Source organism: Gudongella sp. QWL-04, from assembly GCF_058683975.1.
In genome coordinates this window covers 749,724-770,930 of the sequence record NZ_CM178754.1, presented here as the reverse complement: position 1 = coordinate 770,930, position 21,207 = coordinate 749,724, and the positions used below count along the sequence as shown (strand labels likewise).

Below are 21,207 nucleotides of genomic sequence, written 5' to 3'. Positions count from 1 at the left end.
GTCAGTCTTTAGTGCATTTCAAATATGCCCGAAGTATTTCCTCCAATAGCTCGTCCCGCTCGATTTTTCTTATGATTGTTCGGGCGTTGTTGTGGCTTGTAATATAGGTGGGGTCTCCTGAAAGGATATACCCAATGATTTGATTGATGGGATTGTATCCCTTTTCCTCCAATGAATTGAAAACAGAAATCAGTATTTCTCTGGGCTCTGTAGGTGTTTCCTTAGTGGCTTCGAATTTTACGGTTTCGTTCATTTTATCGTTCACAGTACCACCCCTTTAACCATTATAACACAATCAGTGAATAGTGAATAGTGAAAAACTAATAGTTTGAAGCTAAGAGTCAAGAGCTAAGAGCCAAGAGCCAAGAGCTAAGATTCTTCGGCAAGCCTTAGAATGACAGTCTGTTGAAGCTCAGAACGACAGTCTGTTGAAGCTCAGAATGACAGCATGTTTGTCATCCCGACCAACGTGGAGGGATCTCGCCTTTCATTGTCCATTGTTCATTATCTCTTCAATTGATCTCTTACCAAACTTTCAACACTATCCATTGCTTCCTTTAGTTTGGAGACGTCCTTGCCGCCGGCTTGTGCCATCTCCGGTCTTCCGCCGCCGCTGCCGCCTGTTGCCACTGCAACTGCCTTCACTATGTTTCCAGCGTGGATCCCCTTCTCAGTTACGTCCTTGGTTGCCATTGCAACAAGTGAAATCTTGCCGTCTATTGCTGTTGCAAGGACAACTACTCCTGAATGCAGCCTTGCCTTCAGCTCATCTCCTAGTGTCCTCAGGCTGTTCAAATCCATCTCCGGTGCTGTGTAGGCAATCAGCTTGACCCCTTCGATGTCCTTTGCGGTTGAAAGTATTTCATCTGCTATATTTGCAGAAAGCTTATCCTTAAGCCTTCCGATCTCTCTTTCCTTTTCCTTTAGCTCTTCCATGATCCCATGTGCTCTTTCCTTCAACGACTGCCTGTTGGTCTTCATGGAATGTGAAAGCTGCTCAAGCTCCTTTTCAAGGCTGTTCATATATTCGAAGGCATTAAGTCCTGTAAGTGCCTCGATCCTTCTAACACCTGCCGCTATACCTGCCTCTGATAATATCTTGAACAGTCCGATCTGGCCTGTATTTGAGACGTGGGTTCCACCACAGAGCTCCTGTGAGTAATCTCCCATGGATACGACTCTTACCTCATCCCCGTATTTGTCCTCAAATAGTCCTATTACGCCCTTTTCCTGTGCTTGTTTAAGAGTAGCGACCTCTGTCACTACAGGCATAGCCTTCAACAGGTTGTGGTTTACCTCGGACTCGATCTTTGCAAGATCCTCCTTGCTTACCGCTTCGAAATGAGTAAAGTCAAAGCGAAGTCTGTTTGGCATCACAAGGGAGCCCGCCTGGTTGACGTGTCCGCCTAGAACTGATTTCAGGGCTTTGTGCAGCAGGTGGGTAGCTGAGTGGTTTCTTCTGGTTGCATCTCTCAACTCGTCATCAACTACTGCCTCTGCCTTCATGTCTTCCTTCAGCTGACCTTCTTTTACTGATATAACATGAAGTGTAGCGCCATCCTTGGTAGGTCTTGCATCGGTTACCTCCGCATAGCCTCCTTCAAATAGCAGCTTGCCCTTGTCTCCTACCTGACCGCCCTGCTCTCCGTAGAAAGGAGTTTCTTTTAAGATCACAAGTCCTTCTTCTCCCTCACTAAGGTGGATGACTCTTTCGCCTTCCTTGAACAAAGCTTGTACTACAGATCCAGCCTTTGTAGTGTCATAGCCCAGGAATGTCGATTTGAAGCCCTTGGTAAGCTCCTCCTCTTCTTTGCCGCCCCAGCCGCCGTCTGTGCCTTCTCTTGCACTTCTTGCCCTTTGTCTCTGCTCCTCCATATTAGCCTTGAAGCCATCGATATCAAGCTTGATGCCCTTCTCATTCAATATCTCCTGAGTAAGCTCCAACGGGAAGCCATAGGTGTCGTAAAGCTTGAAAGCTTTGTCGCCTCCGAATACACTTGATCCGGCTGCCTTCATTTCTTCGATATATTCATCGAGGATATTAAGTCCCTGATTTATAGTCTCCTGGAACTTCTCCTCCTCCGCCCTTATAACCTTTTTGATTTGAGCCTCGTTATCCTTCAGTTCCTTGTACTCGACGCTCCAGGAATCGATAACAACTCCTGCCATTTGATCCAAAAAGCCCTTTTCTATTCCAAGGAGCTTGCCGTGTCTAGCAGCACGTCTGATAAGCCTTCTTAGAACGTAGCCTCTTCCTTCGTTACTGGGGATAACTCCGTCGCTTACAAGGAAGGTCATTGCTCTGGTGTGGTCTGTTATTAATCTTACTGATACGTCCTTCTCATATACTGAGCCGTATTCATAGCCGCTTATTTCCTCAACCTTGTGGAGTATGTCTCTTATGGCACCTATATCGAATATTGTGTCCACGTTCTCCATTATGCAGGTTATCCTTTCAAGACCCATACCGGTATCTATATTTGGATTAGGAAGTGGGTGGTAGACTCCCTGCTCATCCTTGTCAAACTGGGTGAATACCAGGTTCCAAACCTCCAGGAATCTGTCGCAGTCGCAGCCTGGTTTACAATCCTCGTGGCCGCAGCCGTACTCCAGTCCTCTGTCTATATATATCTCAGAGCATGGACCTGATGGTCCAACCTCAAGCTCCCAGAAGTTGTCCTCTTTTCCAAGTCTTACAATTTTCTCAACAGGTACACCGATGTCCTTGTTCCATATCTCATAAGCCTCGTCGTCCTCAAGATAGACGCTTACCCAAAGATCCTCCGGTTTTAGCTCCATTCTTTCTGTAAGGAATTCCCACGCCCATGCTATTGCTTCCTTTTTAAAGTAGTCCCCGAAGGAGAAATTTCCCAGCATCTCAAAGAAGGTAGCATGTCTTGCGGTCCTACCTACGTTTTCGATATCCCCGGTTCTGATACACTTTTGACAGGTGGCCATTCTATTGTGGGGAGGTGTCGCATCTCCTGTGAAGTATGGCTTAAGGGGTGCCATTCCCGCTCCAATAAGCAACAGAGATTTATCGTTTTTGGGCACCAGTGAAAAGCTTGATGCTACCAAATGGTCTTTTTCTTTGAAGAAATCAAGGTATTCTTTTCTTATCTCATGCAGTCCCAATTTTTTCATAATTACACCTCACCCTAAATATTAGAAAAATCCTCCCCTTCAGGGAGGTTAGCCTATCTATAATATTTTAATTCAAATAGGACTATATGTCAATTTGTTCCGGTTTCTGAATTGCCGGAAAGTCTTTCGTTGACCTTATCCTTGATGTATCTGTACAGTATAATACCAATGTTTACAGCAGGAACGGAAATGATCATACCCATGACCCCGAAAATGGTTCCCCCTGTTATAATGGATACCAGTACAGTCAATGGATGCATTCCAGTAGTTTTTCCAAGAACCTTCGGTCCAAGGATATTGTTCTCCATCCATTGGATCAGTATAAAGAACACTCCTACCCAAAGTGCCTTCGTAGGGCTTGATATGAATGCGAAGACTACAGCCGGCAGGAATCCTAAAAATGGTCCGATATAGGGGATAATGTCTGCAAGTCCGGTTATGAATCCTATTATTATAGCGAACTCTATTCCCATAAGGAAAAGGAAAATCGTGGTGGCAATACCAACTATAACTGCCATCAGAAGCCTGCCTCTGATAAACTGGGACATCGCCTCATCCGTCTCGCTTAGCAGCTTATATACCTCATCCTTGTATCTAGCAGGGATAAGTACGTCGAACTTTTTAAGGAAATGGTCCTTGTCCACAAGGAAATAGAAGGTCAAAACCGGTGTAAGCACGAGACTTACTATCCTTGAAAGGATACCTGCCAAACCTAGTATGAACGCCTCTGCTCCGTTTGCAAGGCTCTGTTGTATACGGTCGATATTCTGGGACACCACATTCTCGATCGATTGGAGTATCTCCGGCATCTCTCCAAGGGTGTCTGAATAGCTGGAGTAAATATTCTGGAACCATTTGGTGACTGAGGTTATGTACTGAGGCAGGTTTGTGCCAAGGCGCATGATCTCCCTTCCAGTCCTTGGAAGCACTGCAAGGAACAATATCACGATACCACCTAGTATTATAATGTATACAACTGCTGCAGCGAGTATCCTTTTCATTCCCTTTCTCTCAAAGTACGTAACGGAAGGATTTAAAAGATATGCAAGCAGCATCGATACCAGGATCGTAAAGAAGGTGTCCGATACCAGAGTGTATTTCCTGAATATCTGCACTACAAAATACAGGGCGAATAATGCGATTATCCCCCAAAGGATCAGCTTGGTGTTGTAGTGGATCACCTTTCTTGGTGCTACATACCTGTTTCCAATATTGATCAGGTAATAGATGATAAGGAAAAGAAGAATCGGTAAAAGGATCCATACCAGCTTTACTGACAGCACAGGAGCTGTGCTCAATCCCATAGATATCCCCCCAAAGCTACAAAAGACCTTGGCATGACGCCAATATCAGCTCCCGCCAAAGTCTTTCTTCTTAAAGTTTATTCTTCCTCAGCGTGGTCGTGAAGATGCTCGTCATCGAAGTCAACATCTTCCAATCCCTCAATTTTTACCCCGGATTTGTGGGAATAATCAAGGAGAGCCGATTTGATTGCCTGCTCTGCAAGCACGCTGCAGTGCATTTTTACAGGTGGAAGCCCGTCTAGTGCATCTGCCACAGCCTTGTTTGTAAGATCCATGGCTTCTCTTACCGTCTTGCCCTTGATGAGCTCAGTTGCCATGCTTGAGGATGCGATAGCAGAGCCACAGCCAAAGGTCTTGAATTTTACGTCAGTGATGATATCTCCATCGATCTTAAGGTACATCTTCATTATATCACCGCATTTGGCGTTTCCTACCTCGCCGACGCCATCTGCGTTTTCTATCTCTCCAACATTATGCGGATGCATAAAATGCTCCATTACCTTCTCTGAATACATTTATTTGTTACCCCCTTGAACTTTTTCATATAATGGTGACATCTTTCTCAATCTGTCAACTATCCCTTCGAGCTTTTCAATAGCATAATCTACCTGTTCTTCAGTATTTCCCGTACCCAGTGACAGCCTTAGTGAGCCGTGGGCTATCTCGTGAGGGAGACCTATTGCTAGAAGCACGTGGGATGGGTCAAGAGAGCCTGAGGTACATGCAGATCCGCTTGAGCCAGCGATCCCAACCATATCAAGGCTTAGAAGCAGAGCCTCGCCTTCGATAAATTGGAAGCAGAAGTTGACGTTTCCTGGAAGTCTTTTCTCAGGATGTCCATTTAATTTGACGTAAGGTATCCTTTCCTGGATGCACTTTATAAGTCTTTCCCTCAGTGAAATAAGGTAATTTGTGTTTTCTTCAAGATGCTCGTAGGCAAGCTCGATTGCCTTTCCAAGTCCTACAATGCCAGGAGTGTTCTCTGTTCCGGCTCTTTTGTTTTTTTCCTGTGCACCGCCTGAAATAAGCGGATCTATCTTAGTTCCCTGCTTGATGTAAAGAGCCCCTACGCCCTTCGGTCCGTATAGCTTGTGGGCTGACATGCTGAGCAGGTCGATGTTCATTTCCTTTACGTCGATTGGAAGGCTTCCAACAGCCTGAACGGCATCTGTATGGAACAGGACTCCATGCTTCTTCGCCAATTCTCCAATTTCCTTAACAGGCTGCACAGTTCCGATCTCATTATTGGCAAACATTATGGATATAAGTATTGTCTTTTCGGTTATTGCTTTTTCAAGCTCTTCAAGAGATATCATGCCGTATTCATCAACATCCAGATAAGTTACCTGAAAGCCTTGCTTCTCAAGATACTCACATGTATGGAGTATTGCGTGATGTTCGATTTTGGTAGTTATTATGTGGTTTCCCTTATCCTCGTTTTTATAGGCCACTCCCTTGAGTGCCCAGTTGTCCGCCTCAGAGCCGCCGCCAGTAAAGAATATCTCCGTTTTCTTGGCTCCTATCCCCTTGGCAACTCTTTCCCTTGCTTTGTCGATTGCCAGTCTTGAATGGTTGCTTAAAGCATATACGCTGGAGGGATTTCCATAAAACTCGCTGAAATATGGGAGCATTTCCTCAAGCACTTCTTTTTTTACCGGCGTGGTTGCCGAGTGATCCATGTATATCATTTTGTCCATTTTAGTTCCTCCCACTATAGTCCCGGCTGGCTGTCTCGGACCATATCCTCTAAGGTTATGGAGTCGATCACCCTGTCGATGCTATCCTTTATTTTTGCAAACACCAATCTGGTTGCACAGCTATCGTCTCTTACACAGTCAAAGCCATCCTCTGCTACGCATTCCGAGGGTGACATTTGCCCCTCCAGAGATCTCAAGACTTGTCCAACTGTTATTTCATGGGGCTTTCTTGAAAGCATATATCCACCATATGCTCCTCTTGTGCTTGTAAGAAGTCCCTCCTTCTTCAAGTTCGAGAACAGCTGTTCAAGGTAGTTTTCCGACAAGCCCTGCTTTTCAGCTACATATTTAAGAGAGATCGGCCCCTGGCCATAATCCTGAGCCAATTGGTACATCGCCATTAGTCCGTACCGTCCCTTGGTTGACAGTTTCATTCAATTCACCTCTTTAATCCCAACTGCTTTGGTTGGTTTTCCTTTTTCAGTATAGTATATCCGGGTAATCTTGTCAACATTATTACGGATAATAAAAATGCGTAATAATGTTGACAATGCACAATTCGCAGATCACAATTCACAATTAAAAGAATAAAGATCCTTCACTATCGTTCAGAATGACATTTTCTAGTTGTCATCCCTAGCTTAGTCGAAAGATCTCATCTTTTCTTTAGCTACCTACTAATAGCTATTTCTTTGTTAATTTGGTTATATTTTCAGGTTCAACTTTTTGCTCAATTTCTCCAGCATGTCCTTGGTCATGTCGTCCAGGAGGTATTTAGGTTCCCAGCCCCACTCTGCTCTTGCTGCGCTGTCGTCAAGTGAATTTGGCCAGGAATCTGCTATCGATTGTCTTACAGGGTCTACATCGTATTCAAGAACAAATTCAGGGATATACTTTCTTATTGATGCTCCGATCTCCTCTGGATCAAAGCTCATGGCGGCTATATTGAAGGCATTTCTGTGGATAAGCTTTGAGCTGTCTGCCTCCAGCAAGTTTAATATGGCATCCAGAGCATCAGGCATATACATCATATCCATCTTTGTACCCTTATTTATAAAGCTTGAGTATTTTCTATTCTTGAGCGCTTCATAATAAATGTGAACTGCATAGTCGGTGGTGCCTCCTCCCGGAAGTGTGTCATAGGAGATAAGGCCGGGGAATCTGACACCTCTCGTGTCAACTCCGAATTTATGGAAGTAATAGTCACATAGCAGCTCTCCTGCTACCTTAGTGACTCCATACATGGTACCGGGTCTCATTACCGTGTCCTGTGGAGTTAAATCCTTCGGGGTCGAATCCCCAAAGACTGCTATGGAGCTGGGTGTAAACACAGACAGCTTCTTCTCTCTTGCCAGCTCGAGCACATTGTAAAGTCCATTCATGTTTATGCTCCAGCAAAGGTCTGGTCTTGCTTCTCCGGTTGCCGAAAGTATGGCTGCAAGGTTTACGATGGTGTTTATTCCATACTTGTCGACCACCTCTGCCATTCGATTTTTATCCATAACATCTATTACTTCAAATGGTCCGTTTTCTATTAGCTCCTTATGGGAGTCCTTAGCCTTAAGATCACTGATGATAACGTTTGCATCACCGTAAACGCCTCTCATTCTTACTGCCAGCTCGGAACCTATTTGTCCAAGTGCTCCAGTAATAAGTATCTTTCTCATCTTCTGCACCTCCGTATTTTTGGAATTGCTCTATTGCTATTATAGCATATTTAAGTTAGGTTGATATAAAAATCTCATTAAGAAAACCCGGACAAGTCCGGGTCAGCTTAATAGCTCGATATTTTAGTAATACAGACAAAGCCCAAGGGTCTTTGGTCCAAGGTGTGATCCGATTACTGGTCCCAGCTCATCGATGGTTACTCTGGCATCTGGGAACCTTTCCTTGAGAGTGTTGGCAACCGTCAAAGCCTCTTCCAGATTAAGGATATGGCAGACGCTTATCCTTTTTACATTGGGCTCTACCAGTTCAATTATCCTTGATACGGCTTTATTTCTCCCCCTCGCCTTCTCTACAAGCTTTAGCTCACCATCCACCAGCCTTATGATAGGCTTGATACTTAAGAGATTGCCGATGCTTGATTGGATCGAGGACATCCTTCCGCCTCTACTAAGGTAATCAAGAGTTTCAGGAGTAACGTACACATCCAGCTTCTTCTTTTGCTCGTTCAGAAGCTCTGCTATCTCCTTTGCGGTTTTTCCTTCCTTCGCCAGCTTAACTGCATCCTCTACTAAAAATCCTAAGGCAGAGGCTGCTACATAGCTGTCGACAATAGTAACTTTTTTATCTTCTAACATTCCATTTGCAAGCATTGCACTTGTGTAAGTTCCACTGATCTTAGAGGATAAAACAATCGCTATTGCTTCCTCATAGTCCCTGAAGCCATCCAGATAAGCCACCTGGAAATCTCCTGCTGCAGGTTGCGAGGTCGTAGGAAACAGCTTTGTGGATTGGAGCTTATTATAGAATTCTCCAAATTCACCCGGAAAGCCTTCCTTGAATTCCTCTCCGTCAAACACGTAGTGAAGGGGCACAACAGTTACGTTCTCCCTTTCGATAAAATCCTTGTCCAAATAGCAGGTGCTGTCGGTTATAATTTTTACCGTCATAAACTACCTCCCATAATAATAAATCTGCCGCCATGTGGCGACAGATTTATTATTGCATAAATATCCTTATTTGACAACTATGTTGTATATCTTGCCTGGAACGTAGATTTCTTTTACGAGGGTTTTTCCATCCGTAAATTTCCTTACTCCATGTGATGAAAACACCTTTTCCTTGATGCTCTCCGCACTTTCATCAAGACTGACCTCTACGGTTCCTCTAACCTTGCCATTTACCTGAACCGGTAAGTCAAATACCTTGTCTATTGTCTTATCTTGATCGTATTCCGGCCATGAGGTCTGGAACAGATATCCCGGCAGTCCAGCGATCTCCCAAAGCTCCTCTGTAATATGAGGTGCTACCGGGTTCAGGAGTATAAGGAAGGTTTGAAAGTCCTTCTTGTTCAGCCTGCCGAAGTCGTTGAATTCATTTAGAAGACTCATCATTGCTGCAATTCCTGTATTGAACTTGAGATTTTCGAAGTCCTCAGAAACCTTCTTAATTGTCTTATGGATGCTGGATTCCAGTTCAGGCGTATAAGAACCGCCCTCTACAAGTATTTCCTGAAGTCTCCATACTCTGTCAAGGAACCTTCTGCACCCTTTCACACCGTTATCAGACCATGGAACGGCTTTTTCAAAATCACCGATGAACATCTCATAGGTTCTGAGCGTATCTGCCCCGTAATCTTTTACTATATCATCAGGGTTGACTACGTTGCCTCTTGATTTTGACATCTTTTCGTTATTGTCTCCCAGGATCATCCCGTGAGAGGTCCTCTTAGCATATGGCTCTGACATTGGAACTACGCCGATGTCATAGAGGAACTTGTGCCAGAATCTTGAGTACAAAAGGTGAAGAGTAGTATGCTCCATTCCACCGTTGTACCAGTCTATAGGTGACCAGTACTCAAGTGCTTCCTTGGAAGCCAGCTGGTCGTGATTGTCGGGATCCATGTATCTAAGGAAGTACCAGGATGACCCCGCCCATTGAGGCATTGTGTCAGTCTCTCTGTGAGCTGGTCCACCGCACTTTGGACAGGTGGTGTGTACCCAGTCATGGATCGCTGCAAGAGGTGATTCACCAGTATCAGTTGGCTCGTAGTTTTCTACCTCAGGAAGTCTAAGTGGAAGCTCAGACTCAGGGATCGGCACCCATCCGCATTCATCACATTGTACCAATGGAATCGGCTCACCCCAGTATCTTTGTCGTGAGAATACCCAGTCTCTCAGCTTGTAGTTTACCTTTCTCTCTCCAAGACCTTCCTTCTCGACCCAATCAAGCATCGTGCTTATTGCGTCCTTTACCTCCATGTCATTAATGAAGCCTGAGTTCACAAGGATTCCTGAGTTGGTATCCGTATAGGCCTCCTTTGTGATGTCACCGCCTTTTATAACCTCGATTATTGGAAGGTTGAACTTTGTTGCGAACTCCCAGTCTCTCTGGTCGTGGCCTGGAACTGCCATTATTGCTCCAGTTCCGTAGGTCATAAGAACGTAGTCTGATACCCACAGAGGTATCTCCTTACCGGTTGCTGGATTAATTGCAGACAAGCCCTTAAGCTCGACGCCGGTCTTTTCCTTTACAAGCTCTGTTCTTTCGAAGTCAGATTTCTTGGAAACATCTTCCCTGTAGGCTTCAACCTGGTCGATATTTTCTATTCTTTCTCTGTATTTTTCGATAAGTGGATGTTCAGGAGCTATTACCATATAGGTTGCGCCGTAAAGAGTGTCAGGTCTGGTTGTAAAAACTCTTAATACGTCATCTCCTCCGGAGATCCTGAAGTCCAGCTCAGCTCCCTCTGATCTACCTATCCAGTTTATTTGCTGGATCTTGACTCTCTCGATATAATCGACGGTGTCAAGGTCATTGATCAGTCTCTCGGCATACTCGGTTATCTTAAGCATCCACTGGTTTTTGACACGTCTGATGACTTCACTTCCACAACGCTCACATACTCCGCCTACTACCTCTTCGTTTGCAAGACCGACCTTACAAGAGGTGCAGAAATTTATTGGCATCTCCTGCTTATATGCAAGTCCTTTTTCAAATAGCTTAAGGAATATCCACTGGGTCCATTTGTAGTAATTTGGATCTGTCGTATTTACCTCTCTGGACCAGTCGAAGGAAAAGCCTATGGATTTAAGCTGTCCCTTGAATCTGGCTATATTTTGCTCTGTCACGATCCTGGGATGGATCTTGTTCTTAATTGCAAAGTTCTCGGTTGGAAGTCCGAAGGCGTCCCATCCCATTGGGAAAAGTACGTTATAACCCTGGTACCTTCTCTTTCTTGATACGATATCAAGTGCGGTGTATGGTCTTGGATGTCCAACGTGGAGTCCATTAGATGATGGATATGGAAACTCAACAAGGGCATAGAACTTTGGCTTTTCACTGTTGTTCTCAGCCTTGTAGCATTGGTGTTCATCCCAGATATCCTGCCATTTTTTTTCAATGGACTTTGGGGTGTAGTCTTTCATTTACATTACCTCCTCAATTTACAAAAAATAAAACCTCTCGCTCTGTTAGAGACGAAAGGTTAATTCCGCGGTACCACTCTTTTTGATAATCCCACTCAAAGCCTTTAACGAAGGCGATCCGTCCCCAGCTTTCACAGGGGATACTCCCGGACGAGTTCAGCAATTCTCTCTGCAGCCTTGCACCAGCCGGCTGCTCTCTAAAAGAGGCTCCTTGCCTAATATTTCCGCTCATCGATGTTGTAATTTAGGTAAAATTATAGCAAATGCCAGGCTTTTAAGCAAGACATATTTAACCTATTGATATCCTAGAACTCCGCAGAGTTGACCGTTCTTGGGAATGGGATCACGTCTCTTATATTTGACATCCCTGTGATGTACATTATTGCTCTCTCAAATCCAAGACCATAGCCTGCATGCTTTGTTCCGCCGTATTTTCTAAGCTCCAGATACCACCAGTAGTCCTCGGGATCCATTCCATGGTCGATGATTTTTTGCGTGAGGACATCTAATCTTTCCTCTCTTTGGCTTCCGCCTATGATCTCTCCGACTCCAGGTACCAGAAGGTCCATGGCAGCTACGGTCTTGTTATCGTCGTTTACCCTCATATAAAATGCTTTGATCTCCTTGGGATAGTTGATAACGAATACAGGCTTCTGGAATATTTTTTCGGTGATATATCTCTCATGTTCTGTCTGAAGGTCGATTCCCCACTCTACAGGGTATTGGAATTCTTCGCCTGATTTCTTAAGAAGCTCGACTGCTTCAGTATAGGTTACAACGCCAAATTCAGAGTTTACAATAGATTTCAGTCTTTCTATTATTCCCTTGCTGACGAAGCTGTCAAAAAACTCCATTTCCTCAGGAGCATTTTCAAGTACGTAGTTCACAATGTATTTGAACATATCCTCAGCTAGCTTCATGTTGTCTGTAAGGTCAGCAAAAGCTATCTCAGGCTCGATCATCCAGAACTCAGCAGCGTGTCTTGCTGTGTTTGAGTTTTCAGCACGGAAGGTGGGTCCAAAGGTATAGGTATTTTTGAAGGCAAGAGCAAACACCTCCGCTTCAAGCTGGCCGCTTACTGTAAGGTTGGTCTCCTTGCTGAAGAAATCCTTTGAAAAGTCTATCTTCCCTTCCTCAGTCTTTGGAGGGTTCAGCATATCAAGGGTGCTTACCCTGAACATCTCGCCAGCGCCTTCTGCATCTGAGGCGGTAATTATTGGAGTGTGGGCATATACGAAGCCTCTCTCCTGGAAGAATTTGTGGATTGCAAAGGCAAGAATCGATCGAACTCTGAAAACTGCGCTGTAGGTATTAGTCCTTGGCCTTAGGTGTGCTATGGTTCTTAGGTATTCAAGGGTATGTCGCTTCTTTTGTATGGGATACTCGCTGTCGCTCATCCCCTCAAGCTCTATTACAGATGCCTTGACCTCGAAGGGCTGCTTAGCCTCCGGAGTTTCCACAAGAGTCCCCACTATCCTGATAGCGGAGTATATGGGAAGCTTCTCAATATCCTTGAAATTTGTTAAGCTTTCGTCATAAACAATCTGCAGGTTCTTAAAAAATGTTCCATCGTTCAATTCTATGAAGCCAAAAGCCTTTGAAGACCTGGATGTCCTGATCCATCCCTCCAGAACGATCTCCTTGTCAAGGTAGTCCTTATAGCCTCTGTAAATGTCTTTTATGGATAAACTCATTGTACCCCTCCTAAGTAATTTGTGATAAGCCATTGGGGACGGTCCTTTTTGGCAGGAAATGTTTGTATATTTGAACAATTCCAGCCATTAGGGACCGTCCCCAATGGCTTTTGTTTATTCTTTTTCTAAGCCCTGACCTGAGGGCTTGTAGTATATTTTATCCTCGAAGCCTTCGGGCAGATAGGTCTGCTCCACGTAATGGCCAGGATAGTCATGGGGGTAAAGGTATCCCTTTCCATGTCCCAGCTTCTCAGCACCTCCGTAGTGCGCATCCCTAAGGTGTCCTGGCACTCTGCCGATCTCAAGGTTTCTTACATCATCCATTGCCTTGTCTATGGCTATGATCGCACTGTTGCTCTTTGGAGCATTGGCCACGTATATTGCAGCCTGCGAAAGGATTATCCTCCCCTCCGGCATCCCTATGGCGTGGACTGCCTGAAGAGCTGCTACCGCTACCTGGAGAGCCATGGGATCGGCATTCCCCACATCCTCTGATGCCGCTATCACGATCCTCCTTGCGATAAATATTGGGTCCTCACCTGCATTTATCATCTTGGCCAGGTAGTAGGATACAGCTTGAGGATCAGAGCCTCTCATGCTCTTAATAAACGCAGAGATAGTATCGTAGTGTTCGTCTCCGCCCTTGTCATATCTTGCGGATTTCACCTGGATAGAGTCCCGTATCCCTTCAATATCTATTACCCTAAGACCGTTTATGTCAGGCTCTGTGGACAGCACTCCGATTTCCAGTGAATTAAGAACGATTCTACCATCACCCTGGGCTATGGTCAATAGATAATCTTGCGCTTCATCCTCAAGATGGACCTTATAATCTCCAAGCCCTCTTTCCTTATCCTTAAGGGCTTTATCCACAAGAACCCTTAAATCTTCTCTCCCCAGTGAATTAAGAACTATGACCATGGCTCTTGAAAGCAGAGCTTTGTTGACCTCAAAGTAAGGATTCTCGGTGGTGGCGCCAATAAGTATGATTATACCCCGCTCGACAAAAGGAAGCAAAGCATCCTGCTGTGATTTGTTGAACCTGTGGATCTCATCCACAAATAGGATGGTCTTTTTACCGGACATTTTAAGACTTTCCTCAGCTCTTGCTACAACCTCACGAATATCCTTGACTCCTGCTGTTACAGCTGAGAGCTTTTCAAATCTCATTCGGGTCTGGTTGGCGATTATCATTGCAAGTGTAGTCTTGCCTGTACCTGGAGGTCCGAAGAAGATCATGGAATTTATTCTGTCAGCCTTTATAGCTCTCCGCAGGAACTTTCCCTCTCCAAGTACGTGGTCCTGGCCAACAAAATCATCGAGATCCTGAGGTCTCATCCTGTCTGCAAGCGGTGCTGATTTTTTTAGTTTTTCCTCCATCGATATTGAAAACAGATCCATTTGATCACCCTCATAGGTTGGTGCTATCATTATACCACATCAAAAGAAAGTCAAGAAGTCGTAGAATTACACAAAATACAAAAATTCCGGTCAAATTTTTGTTTGACCGGAAATCAATTTGTTAAATATAGTGCTTTCCAACGAACTCTGAGGTCATCAGACGAAGGATGCTGACGTAGTGCATATTGAACCTCACTACATCGCCTACCTTGTAATCTGTTTGGGAATCAGAGCCGTCTACTATGAGATGATCTGAGCTGCCACCAAGGACGATCAAACCCTTATCCTCCGGCTTTAGTGTGCCTATGTCTAGATCCTGCTTGCCAACGGCACATAGCAATCTTTTTCTAACTCCTCTGTCTACAAAGGTCGGAACCTGTCCGAAGGCATCTCTTCCAATTTCCTCAGTTGGAACTGAAGGCTTTTCCTTGACCTCTATTACCTCAGCCTCAAGTACGAAGGCTGTAGGATCTGTGCCTTCCATTTGATTGCCGTATGCAGATTCAGTTCCTAATACAAATACCTCTCCAAGCCTTAGATGGTTAACTCCTGTAGGAAACTCACCCTCCAGCATATATACTGAGCTGGAATTTCCACCTGATACAATTTCAAGGGCTAGATCGTAATCTTTTCTTATCTTGTCAGCGAGGTCGGTGAGTCTTTTCAATATTTTCGAGTTTGGTATTACGCCGCCGTAGCAGGTAAGGTTAACGCCAAGTCCGGCGATTTTTACCCACTTAAGCTTTAATATCTCCTCGATTGCCTGAAAGAGCTCTTCTTCTTTGAAATATCCTTCTCTAAGGTCACCTAGGTCAGCCATGATGATAATATTGTGTATCTTGTTGTTCTTTTCTGCGGCTCTATCAAGAGCTCTAACGGTCTCAAGCTCAGAGTTAAGAGAGTAGTCTGCGTATTTTACAAGCTCCTCGGCCTCTGAAATCATCGGCAGTCTCAGCATGATTTTTGGAAGTGAGAAATCCTTAAGCCTCTTAAGGTTTTGAAGCCTTGAGTCTGCCAGAAAATCAACGCCTCCAGCAACATATGCTTTGACAAGCTCAGGCTGTGCGCAAAATACCTTAGTTACTCCAGCCACAATGATGCCCCTTGATTTGGCAAGGGTTGTGATCCTTCTTACGTTATTTTCGACTTTTTTAGTGTCTATTACTATTCTTGGATAAGCCATCCTGACCTCCTATCTCAGACCCATGCTTTTAAGCATTAGGTCAAGGGCGATCTCAGGGTATTTCTTGCTCATTACACCCAGGGATGCCATGATATAGTGATTATCTATCAAAATTTCAGCCTCTGCATTGGGCAACAGGTCTGTACCGTTGTTTGAATGAGGTATATTTTTAAGGATCTGGAGTCTGCCAGGCAATCTGGTCAGAGCTCCTCCTGTGCCGACGATATATTTGACTCCGGTAAGATCCTTGCCTTCAGCTATTGTTTTCTTGCCGCTTGGTCCGTATAGATGCTTCAGCCTTCCGCCGTGTCTTTTCATCGCAGTAATGGTTGCATGCTCAGTCAGAACCTCAACGAAACGCTTTTCCAGCTCAGATACGGGTATCGGTTTATGGTGCTCAATAAGATTTTGAAGTGCTGGTTCGTCGAGATCCAGCTCCTTAATCAAAGCCTCCTCGCCTACCATAGATACAATGTTTCTCATATTGACATAGACGCCAAGGTCGCCCTCTACAGTTCTCTTTGCCTTGGGCTCAGGGCTTAGGATTATCCTTGCGATTTCCTCGCTGTCCTCTGTCACAGAGTGGACGTCTGTCGTTGCTCCGCCTACGTCTATGGTCACGAGGTCACCTATCTCACTATAAAGAAGCTGACTTGCCTCCATAACTGCACCTGGGGTTGGCATAATATTTCCAGTTACAAGCTCTCTTATATGCTCCATCCCTGGAGCATGGATTATGTGTCTTTCAAATACGTCCTGGATGACCCTTCTTGTTGGCTCGATATTAAGCTCATCGATCTTTGGATAAACGTTCTCTACAAGGTACAGCTCATCTCCGGACTCCTCGAAAATATCCTTTACGTCCTCCTGATTCTCGATGTTCCCAGCATATATCACAGGAATGCCTAGTCCAAGCTCAGCTATCAGTTCACTGTTGTGAAGGGCTGTTTCCCTTTCACCGTAGTCAACTCCTCCGGCAATGAGGATAATATTGGGATTGATTTCCTTTATCTTCCGAAGGTCTGATTTCCTTAATTTGCCTGCTGTTACGAACTTGATGTTGGCACCTGCACCAAGAGCTGCTTCTTTGGCTGCTCTTACAGTCATGTCGTAAACAAGACCGTGTACAGTCATCCTGAGGCCTCCTGCAGCAGAGCTGGTAGCTATAAGCTCACCATATTCTATAGATTCGGTTTTTAAGCTCTTGCAAAGGTCGTCTATTGCTTCCTTTAACCCGATGTTTACATCCCCTTGAAGAACAGAGGTTGCCCCCTGTCCCTGTCCAAGGAATTCCGGATTTGTAGCTATATTATGAAAAGCATTTACTACAGTTGTTGTGCTGCCGATCTCGGCAACAAGAAGATCAATCTTCATTGGTCATTTCACGTCTCTTCTTCACCAGGAATGTGGCTACGTGTGAGCCCTTGGTGCCTCTTCCGAAGCCGGCATCCATTCCATGAGCTACTGCAAGCTCATTGGATACCTGAGTTCCTCCGGAGATGAATATCATTTTGTCTCTTACGCCCTTTTCTATTGCGTAATCATGGAGCTTCTGCATGTTCTTGTAGTGGATGTCGTCATGGGAGATGATCGTTGATGTCAATATAGCATCAGCATCCATTTCTATGGCAGCATCAACAAGCTTCTCTACTGCAACTGAGGTACCAAGGATATGGCACTCTATGCCGTATTTCTCGATCCCGCCGTGCTTAATGTCTACGATCTCCCTGATACCAACTGAGTGCTCATCCTCTCCAACTGTTGCAGCAACTATCTTCATAGGCTTAGCTTCGATATCCTTTCTTAGCTCATCCTCTGAAAGCTCCTCTGGTTTAGGCGGAATTACAAGAGTAGTGGTATCGATAGTCATGTTGAGTCTTCCCTTGATCTCAACTCTCGTACCCTCTGATTCCTGCATGATCTCCTTATGGATGACCTCACAGTCAGTCAGGTTCATCTTCTTGGCAAACTCAAGTGCGCCAAATTCAGCGGTCCTTACGTCTGTAGGAAGGAACATGGTAAGGTGGATGATGCCGTCTCCTCTCCACTCCATTTCCGGTTTGATCTTGGTAGTTCCAACAAGCTCCTTGACCTCTTCAAGTCTTACATTCACATTGTCAGACTCATCAAGTTCATCGATATAGATTATTTTTGATGGATCCTCGAAGGTTCCACCACCTATAAGCTTAGAAGGCTCAGAAACAAATTCCTCACCATACTGCGCCACATTGTTGTATCCGAAGTGAGCAGTTACAGGAGCCATGTAGTCAGCATCTCTTTCGAATACTGTCCCCGCTCCAACACCTGCATCGATCTTTCTTACAATACCGTCGCCATTTCTCTCTGGGTATTGCCCGGAGTCGACGAAGAATCCTGCTTGTACTGCCTCAAAGTATCCGCCTATTTCAAGCATTTCTTCCATGAAGAGTACTGCTCTTTCTTTTAGCTCTCTTACCTTGCCGCCTAGCTCCTTGCTGTCTTTCTTAAGCTCCAGCATTGACATTAAGCCGTCCATTCCATTAAAAGCCTGCTTAGCTGTATCTATTGCTTCGATGTTGTATATATGCCAGGGCACGTTTCTTCCTTCATCAGGAGTTATTGTGGATTGGATGTCTGCTGATGTCAATTGTGATATCAAAAGATTCAGGACATGGGTTACAGTTGCTTCTCTTGTTGATGACTCCATGTACTTGGTGTTCATTTGTGCTCTCATTCTGTACTCTCTGAAGAAATCCCTCAAGGCTACTGCATATGGGAGGTCAAGTCTCATGCTTGGTGCAGGTGGAGCTGTTGGAGGTACAGTTGAAAGACAAATGTTACCCTTCTTCATTCCGACCTTAACTGAGAAAATCGAGTTGATGGCATGCTGAACCATAAGCTCAGGCATTACCTTCCAGGCCTCTCTTGCAGTTGCGTTTGCGTTGTGAGCTCCGTCGATCTGAGCTATATCTGCCCAGGTCATTACCTTCTTGGCTTCTGCAGCATCTACGAAGGACCGGATCATGTTTATGTTTCTGTAAAGGACGTTGTACTGTGGATCCTGATGTGCTCCATTTACGCCTTCCTCAGCGAACATAACAGCGATCTCAGGACCTGCTACCCCTGAAACGTATGAATGGTAGTTTATTGGCCTTCCTACTTCTTCTTCGATAAGATCAAGAGCTTTTCTCTGTGCCCTTACTTGCTTTCTGCTTATGGGGATACCGCCTACTCCTTGTGGAGTTCCCTCTATAAGGCTTTCAAAGTGTGACTGACCTGCTGTACGGATAACCATAATGTGGTCAGCTCCATGCCATGCCGCCATTCTCATTCTTCTGATGTCGTCCTCAAACCTTCCAGATGCGATCTCAGTTGTAATGACGGGCTGTGGTTGGGGGTCTATCGAGTCAAAGTATTTCGCTGCAGGCAGCGGTTGGCTTTGCTTTAGTGCCTCAGAGGAGTCATAGTACTCAAACTTTCCAATTTGTCTTTTTTCTCCAACACCTTCTCTCCAGTGCCAGCCCCTTCTCCTGGGCCTGTAGCTTTCCAGGTCTTTTAGCAGCTCTTTTATATCAAGTTTTTGATTTGGTTTTAATTCCATTATTTCGCACCTCCATTGAACAGTGGCTTGACCTCATCCCAGGAAGCTCCGTCAACAAGCATTAGTCCTGCTTCTCTGATCCCGATATTTTTAGCCTTTGCAAGCTTATAGACGATGTGTCCTGCACCTTTACCTATAAGTCCTCTGTCTATTGCATTATCGACAATGCCCTTTGCTTCTACGCTTGAAAAGCCCATTCTAAGAAGAACGCTTCTCTCGATCGATGGACTCGTATTTTTATATCCCAGCTCTATGATCGGATCAACAAGCTTTTCAGCCATCTCCCAGAATCTTGCCTCTAGCTGTTCGTCAGAGAGGTCAGCAAGATGTTTTCTTCTGTCCTGAAAATCGTCTGCTCTTTTCATTATTTAGCCTCCGTTTCAACTTCGATATTTAATTCTACCAATGCAGCTCTTACGAATTCCTCATTCGATTTGGTATCTGCAACAAGGAATGCAAGGTCATCAGCGGTTACCTTACTTACATTATTGTTGGTGATGCAGTTTCTTATATAGGATTTCTTGGTTTTCTCAAGATCCAGCTCCTCGATGCAAAGGTGTCCTGGGTCCTTTGGAAGAATGATGTTCTTCCCGGGGATCTCCTGGCTTGGATCTCCAATAAGGATCTCTATGCCGTTCTCCTTGGCAAATGTCAGCTGAGGAAGGATATGCTTTCCTGCTCCTGTATACTCAGTTTCCTGAACTACGACGATTTGGTCCTGATCAAGCTCCTGAGCTACCTTGAACGCTGCTGCCAGAGCAGTGTTACCTGCAGGCCCTCTTTCCAGTCCTTCTACCTGTGCCAGTAGCTCGGTCATGTAGAATACGGAGCCTTGGTTTACAGTAATGTATCTGTCGATATATCTCAATGGCCTTGCTGCTGATCTTGGAACGTCTGATCTGTCAGGCCAGGTTGCAAATGGTATACCAAAGCCTGTATGGCCTGTTGTAAAAGACTTTTTATTGAATTGAGTGTCGCTGGCCATATGAAGACCTGCAAGGCTTACTGAAGCTCCCACTATTTGTGCATCGAGCGCGCCTGCCTTAATCAGTCCACGAGCTGTACCAGTAAGGTTTCCGCCACCGGCGTTTGTGATGACTACAACATCAGGATCTCTACCTTCCTGCTCCCTGAATTGCATTGAAAGCTCGTATCCAAGAGTCTCAACTCCAGCTATTCCAAATGGTGTATAAAGAGAAGCGTTGAAATATCCTGTATCCTCAAGAAGCAGAAGGAAAGAATAGAAAAGCTCGGGTCCAACTGAAAGCTGAACTACCTCAGCACCATATGCCTCACATGCTCTTGCCTTTTCAATGATCTCAGGCTGTCCTACTCCTCTTGAGTCGTAGCACTCCTGAACTATGATGCACTTTAAGCCTCTCATGGCGGCCTGGGAAGCAACAGCTGCTCCGTAATTTCCTGAGGTCGCTGCAATTACTCCTTTATAACCAAGTCTTTGTGCATGATAAACTGCTGTTGCAGCTCTTCTTGCCTTAAAGCTTCCAGATGGGTTGCTTGCCTCATCCTTTATGAATATTCTTGCTCCCTTTCCAGGCTCTGCATATTTTCTTGCAAGCTTTGTTATGTTTCTAAGTTCATATAACGGAGTGTTTCCAACGGATGTTTGCTTTTGGATCTCCTCGATCTCCTTAAGGCTGTATCCTGTTTCCTTCATCATTCTTTCATAGTCGAAGGAAATTGAGCCTGACTCGAATAATTCGTAGTCGATTCCGACGGATTTCTTCATTATTTCCTGTTTTCTCGTCATAACGGCGCTGAAGCTTCTATCCTTATTCATTGTCTGCACCTTCTTCCAACAATTCTCTGGCCTGTCTGCCTATGAATAAAAGCTCGGGAACAGCTTTTCCATAGTCGTGATCCCAGTATGGATTTACCTCGATTAGAGTACCTTCAACCTTTCTCCCGATATAAGTCTCTATTTCAACTAGATCTCCCTTATTGGCTGTTTCGTTCATTAAAAAGCCTTTATCCCACATCTCCAGTGGTACGCTTTGTGTATCCTCAGGTATGTTTGGAGCTCTCTCGCCGACATACAGGATCGTCTTGTGGATCCTTACCCAGTCTCCTCTTTTTGCATCCATTAATATCAT

At 44.9% G+C, this 21,207-nt stretch carries 17 protein-coding genes and 1 other annotated feature; all 17 genes read right to left on the bottom strand.

What is annotated here, in order from left to right; translation table 11 throughout:
* Nucleotide 1: 1 nt before the first annotated feature.
* Nucleotides 2–265 (bottom strand): IreB family regulatory phosphoprotein, encoded by a 264-nt coding sequence (locus AC4PHB_RS03865; protein ID WP_492137326.1) that lies wholly within the window; start codon nucleotides 263–265, stop codon nucleotides 2–4.
* A 239-nt stretch (nucleotides 266–504) separates the two neighbouring features.
* Entirely contained in the window at nucleotides 505–3,144 is a 2,640-nt protein-coding gene (gene alaS, locus AC4PHB_RS03860; protein WP_492137325.1) for an alanine--tRNA ligase, read from the bottom strand.
* A gap of 89 nt (nucleotides 3,145–3,233) precedes the next feature.
* Nucleotides 3,234–4,448 (bottom strand): AI-2E family transporter, encoded by a 1,215-nt coding sequence (locus AC4PHB_RS03855; protein ID WP_492137324.1) that lies wholly within the window; start codon nucleotides 4,446–4,448, stop codon nucleotides 3,234–3,236.
* A 77-nt stretch (nucleotides 4,449–4,525) separates the two neighbouring features.
* Entirely contained in the window at nucleotides 4,526–4,963 is a 438-nt protein-coding gene (gene nifU, locus AC4PHB_RS03850) for a Fe-S cluster assembly scaffold protein NifU (RefSeq protein WP_492137323.1), read from the bottom strand.
* Complete coding sequence (nifS, locus tag AC4PHB_RS03845; protein ID WP_492137322.1) at nucleotides 4,964–6,145, bottom strand: cysteine desulfurase NifS; 1,182 nt, start codon at nucleotides 6,143–6,145, stop codon at nucleotides 4,964–4,966.
* Between the two features lie 14 nt (nucleotides 6,146–6,159).
* Nucleotides 6,160–6,579 (bottom strand): RrF2 family transcriptional regulator, encoded by a 420-nt coding sequence (locus AC4PHB_RS03840; RefSeq protein WP_492137321.1) that lies wholly within the window; start codon nucleotides 6,577–6,579, stop codon nucleotides 6,160–6,162.
* Between the two features lie 270 nt (nucleotides 6,580–6,849).
* Nucleotides 6,850–7,812 (bottom strand): L-threonine 3-dehydrogenase, encoded by a 963-nt coding sequence (locus AC4PHB_RS03835; protein WP_492137320.1) that lies wholly within the window; start codon nucleotides 7,810–7,812, stop codon nucleotides 6,850–6,852.
* A 123-nt stretch (nucleotides 7,813–7,935) separates the two neighbouring features.
* The gene (locus AC4PHB_RS03830) at nucleotides 7,936–8,760 is read right to left on the bottom strand and encodes a DegV family protein (protein WP_492137319.1); all 825 of its coding nucleotides are present in this window, start codon (nucleotides 8,758–8,760) and stop codon (nucleotides 7,936–7,938) included.
* 66 nt (nucleotides 8,761–8,826) lie between these two features.
* Entirely contained in the window at nucleotides 8,827–11,238 is a 2,412-nt protein-coding gene (gene leuS / locus AC4PHB_RS03825; RefSeq protein WP_492137318.1) for a leucine--tRNA ligase, read from the bottom strand.
* A 44-nt stretch (nucleotides 11,239–11,282) separates the two neighbouring features.
* Nucleotides 11,283–11,479: a binding site (T-box leader), on the bottom strand.
* Nucleotides 11,480–11,543: 64 nt separating this feature from the next.
* Nucleotides 11,544–12,932 carry an asparagine--tRNA ligase gene (asnS, locus tag AC4PHB_RS03820; protein ID WP_492137317.1) on the bottom strand — a complete coding sequence of 463 codons (1,389 nt, stop codon included), beginning with the start codon at nucleotides 12,930–12,932 and terminating at the stop codon, nucleotides 11,544–11,546.
* A 114-nt stretch (nucleotides 12,933–13,046) separates the two neighbouring features.
* On the bottom strand, nucleotides 13,047–14,333 hold the full coding sequence (locus AC4PHB_RS03815) for a replication-associated recombination protein A (RefSeq protein ID WP_492137316.1): 1,287 nt from the start codon (nucleotides 14,331–14,333) through the stop codon (nucleotides 13,047–13,049).
* Nucleotides 14,334–14,454: 121 nt separating this feature from the next.
* Nucleotides 14,455–15,516 (bottom strand): ornithine racemase Orr, encoded by a 1,062-nt coding sequence (orr, locus tag AC4PHB_RS03810; protein WP_492137315.1) that lies wholly within the window; start codon nucleotides 15,514–15,516, stop codon nucleotides 14,455–14,457.
* A 9-nt stretch (nucleotides 15,517–15,525) separates the two neighbouring features.
* Nucleotides 15,526–16,890 (bottom strand): GlmL-related ornithine degradation protein, encoded by a 1,365-nt coding sequence (locus AC4PHB_RS03805; protein WP_492137314.1) that lies wholly within the window; start codon nucleotides 16,888–16,890, stop codon nucleotides 15,526–15,528.
* Nucleotides 16,880–19,096, bottom strand: a complete 2,217-nt coding sequence (gene oraE / locus AC4PHB_RS03800; RefSeq protein ID WP_492137313.1) for a D-ornithine 4,5-aminomutase subunit OraE — start codon at nucleotides 19,094–19,096, stop codon at nucleotides 16,880–16,882. The genes AC4PHB_RS03805 and oraE overlap by 11 nt, the downstream gene beginning before the upstream one ends.
* Nucleotides 19,096–19,461, bottom strand: a complete 366-nt coding sequence (locus tag AC4PHB_RS03795) for an ornithine aminomutase subunit alpha (protein WP_492137312.1) — start codon at nucleotides 19,459–19,461, stop codon at nucleotides 19,096–19,098. The genes oraE and AC4PHB_RS03795 overlap by 1 nt, the downstream gene beginning before the upstream one ends.
* Nucleotides 19,461–20,894, bottom strand: a complete 1,434-nt coding sequence (gene ortB, locus AC4PHB_RS03790; protein WP_492137311.1) for a 2-amino-4-oxopentanoate thiolase subunit OrtB — start codon at nucleotides 20,892–20,894, stop codon at nucleotides 19,461–19,463. Before ortB ends, AC4PHB_RS03795 begins: the two co-directional genes overlap by 1 nt.
* Nucleotides 20,887–21,198 (bottom strand): 2-amino-4-oxopentanoate thiolase subunit OrtA, encoded by a 312-nt coding sequence (ortA, locus tag AC4PHB_RS03785; RefSeq protein WP_492137310.1) that lies wholly within the window; start codon nucleotides 21,196–21,198, stop codon nucleotides 20,887–20,889. The genes ortB and ortA overlap by 8 nt, the downstream gene beginning before the upstream one ends.
* Nucleotides 21,199–21,207: the final 9 nt, after the last annotated feature.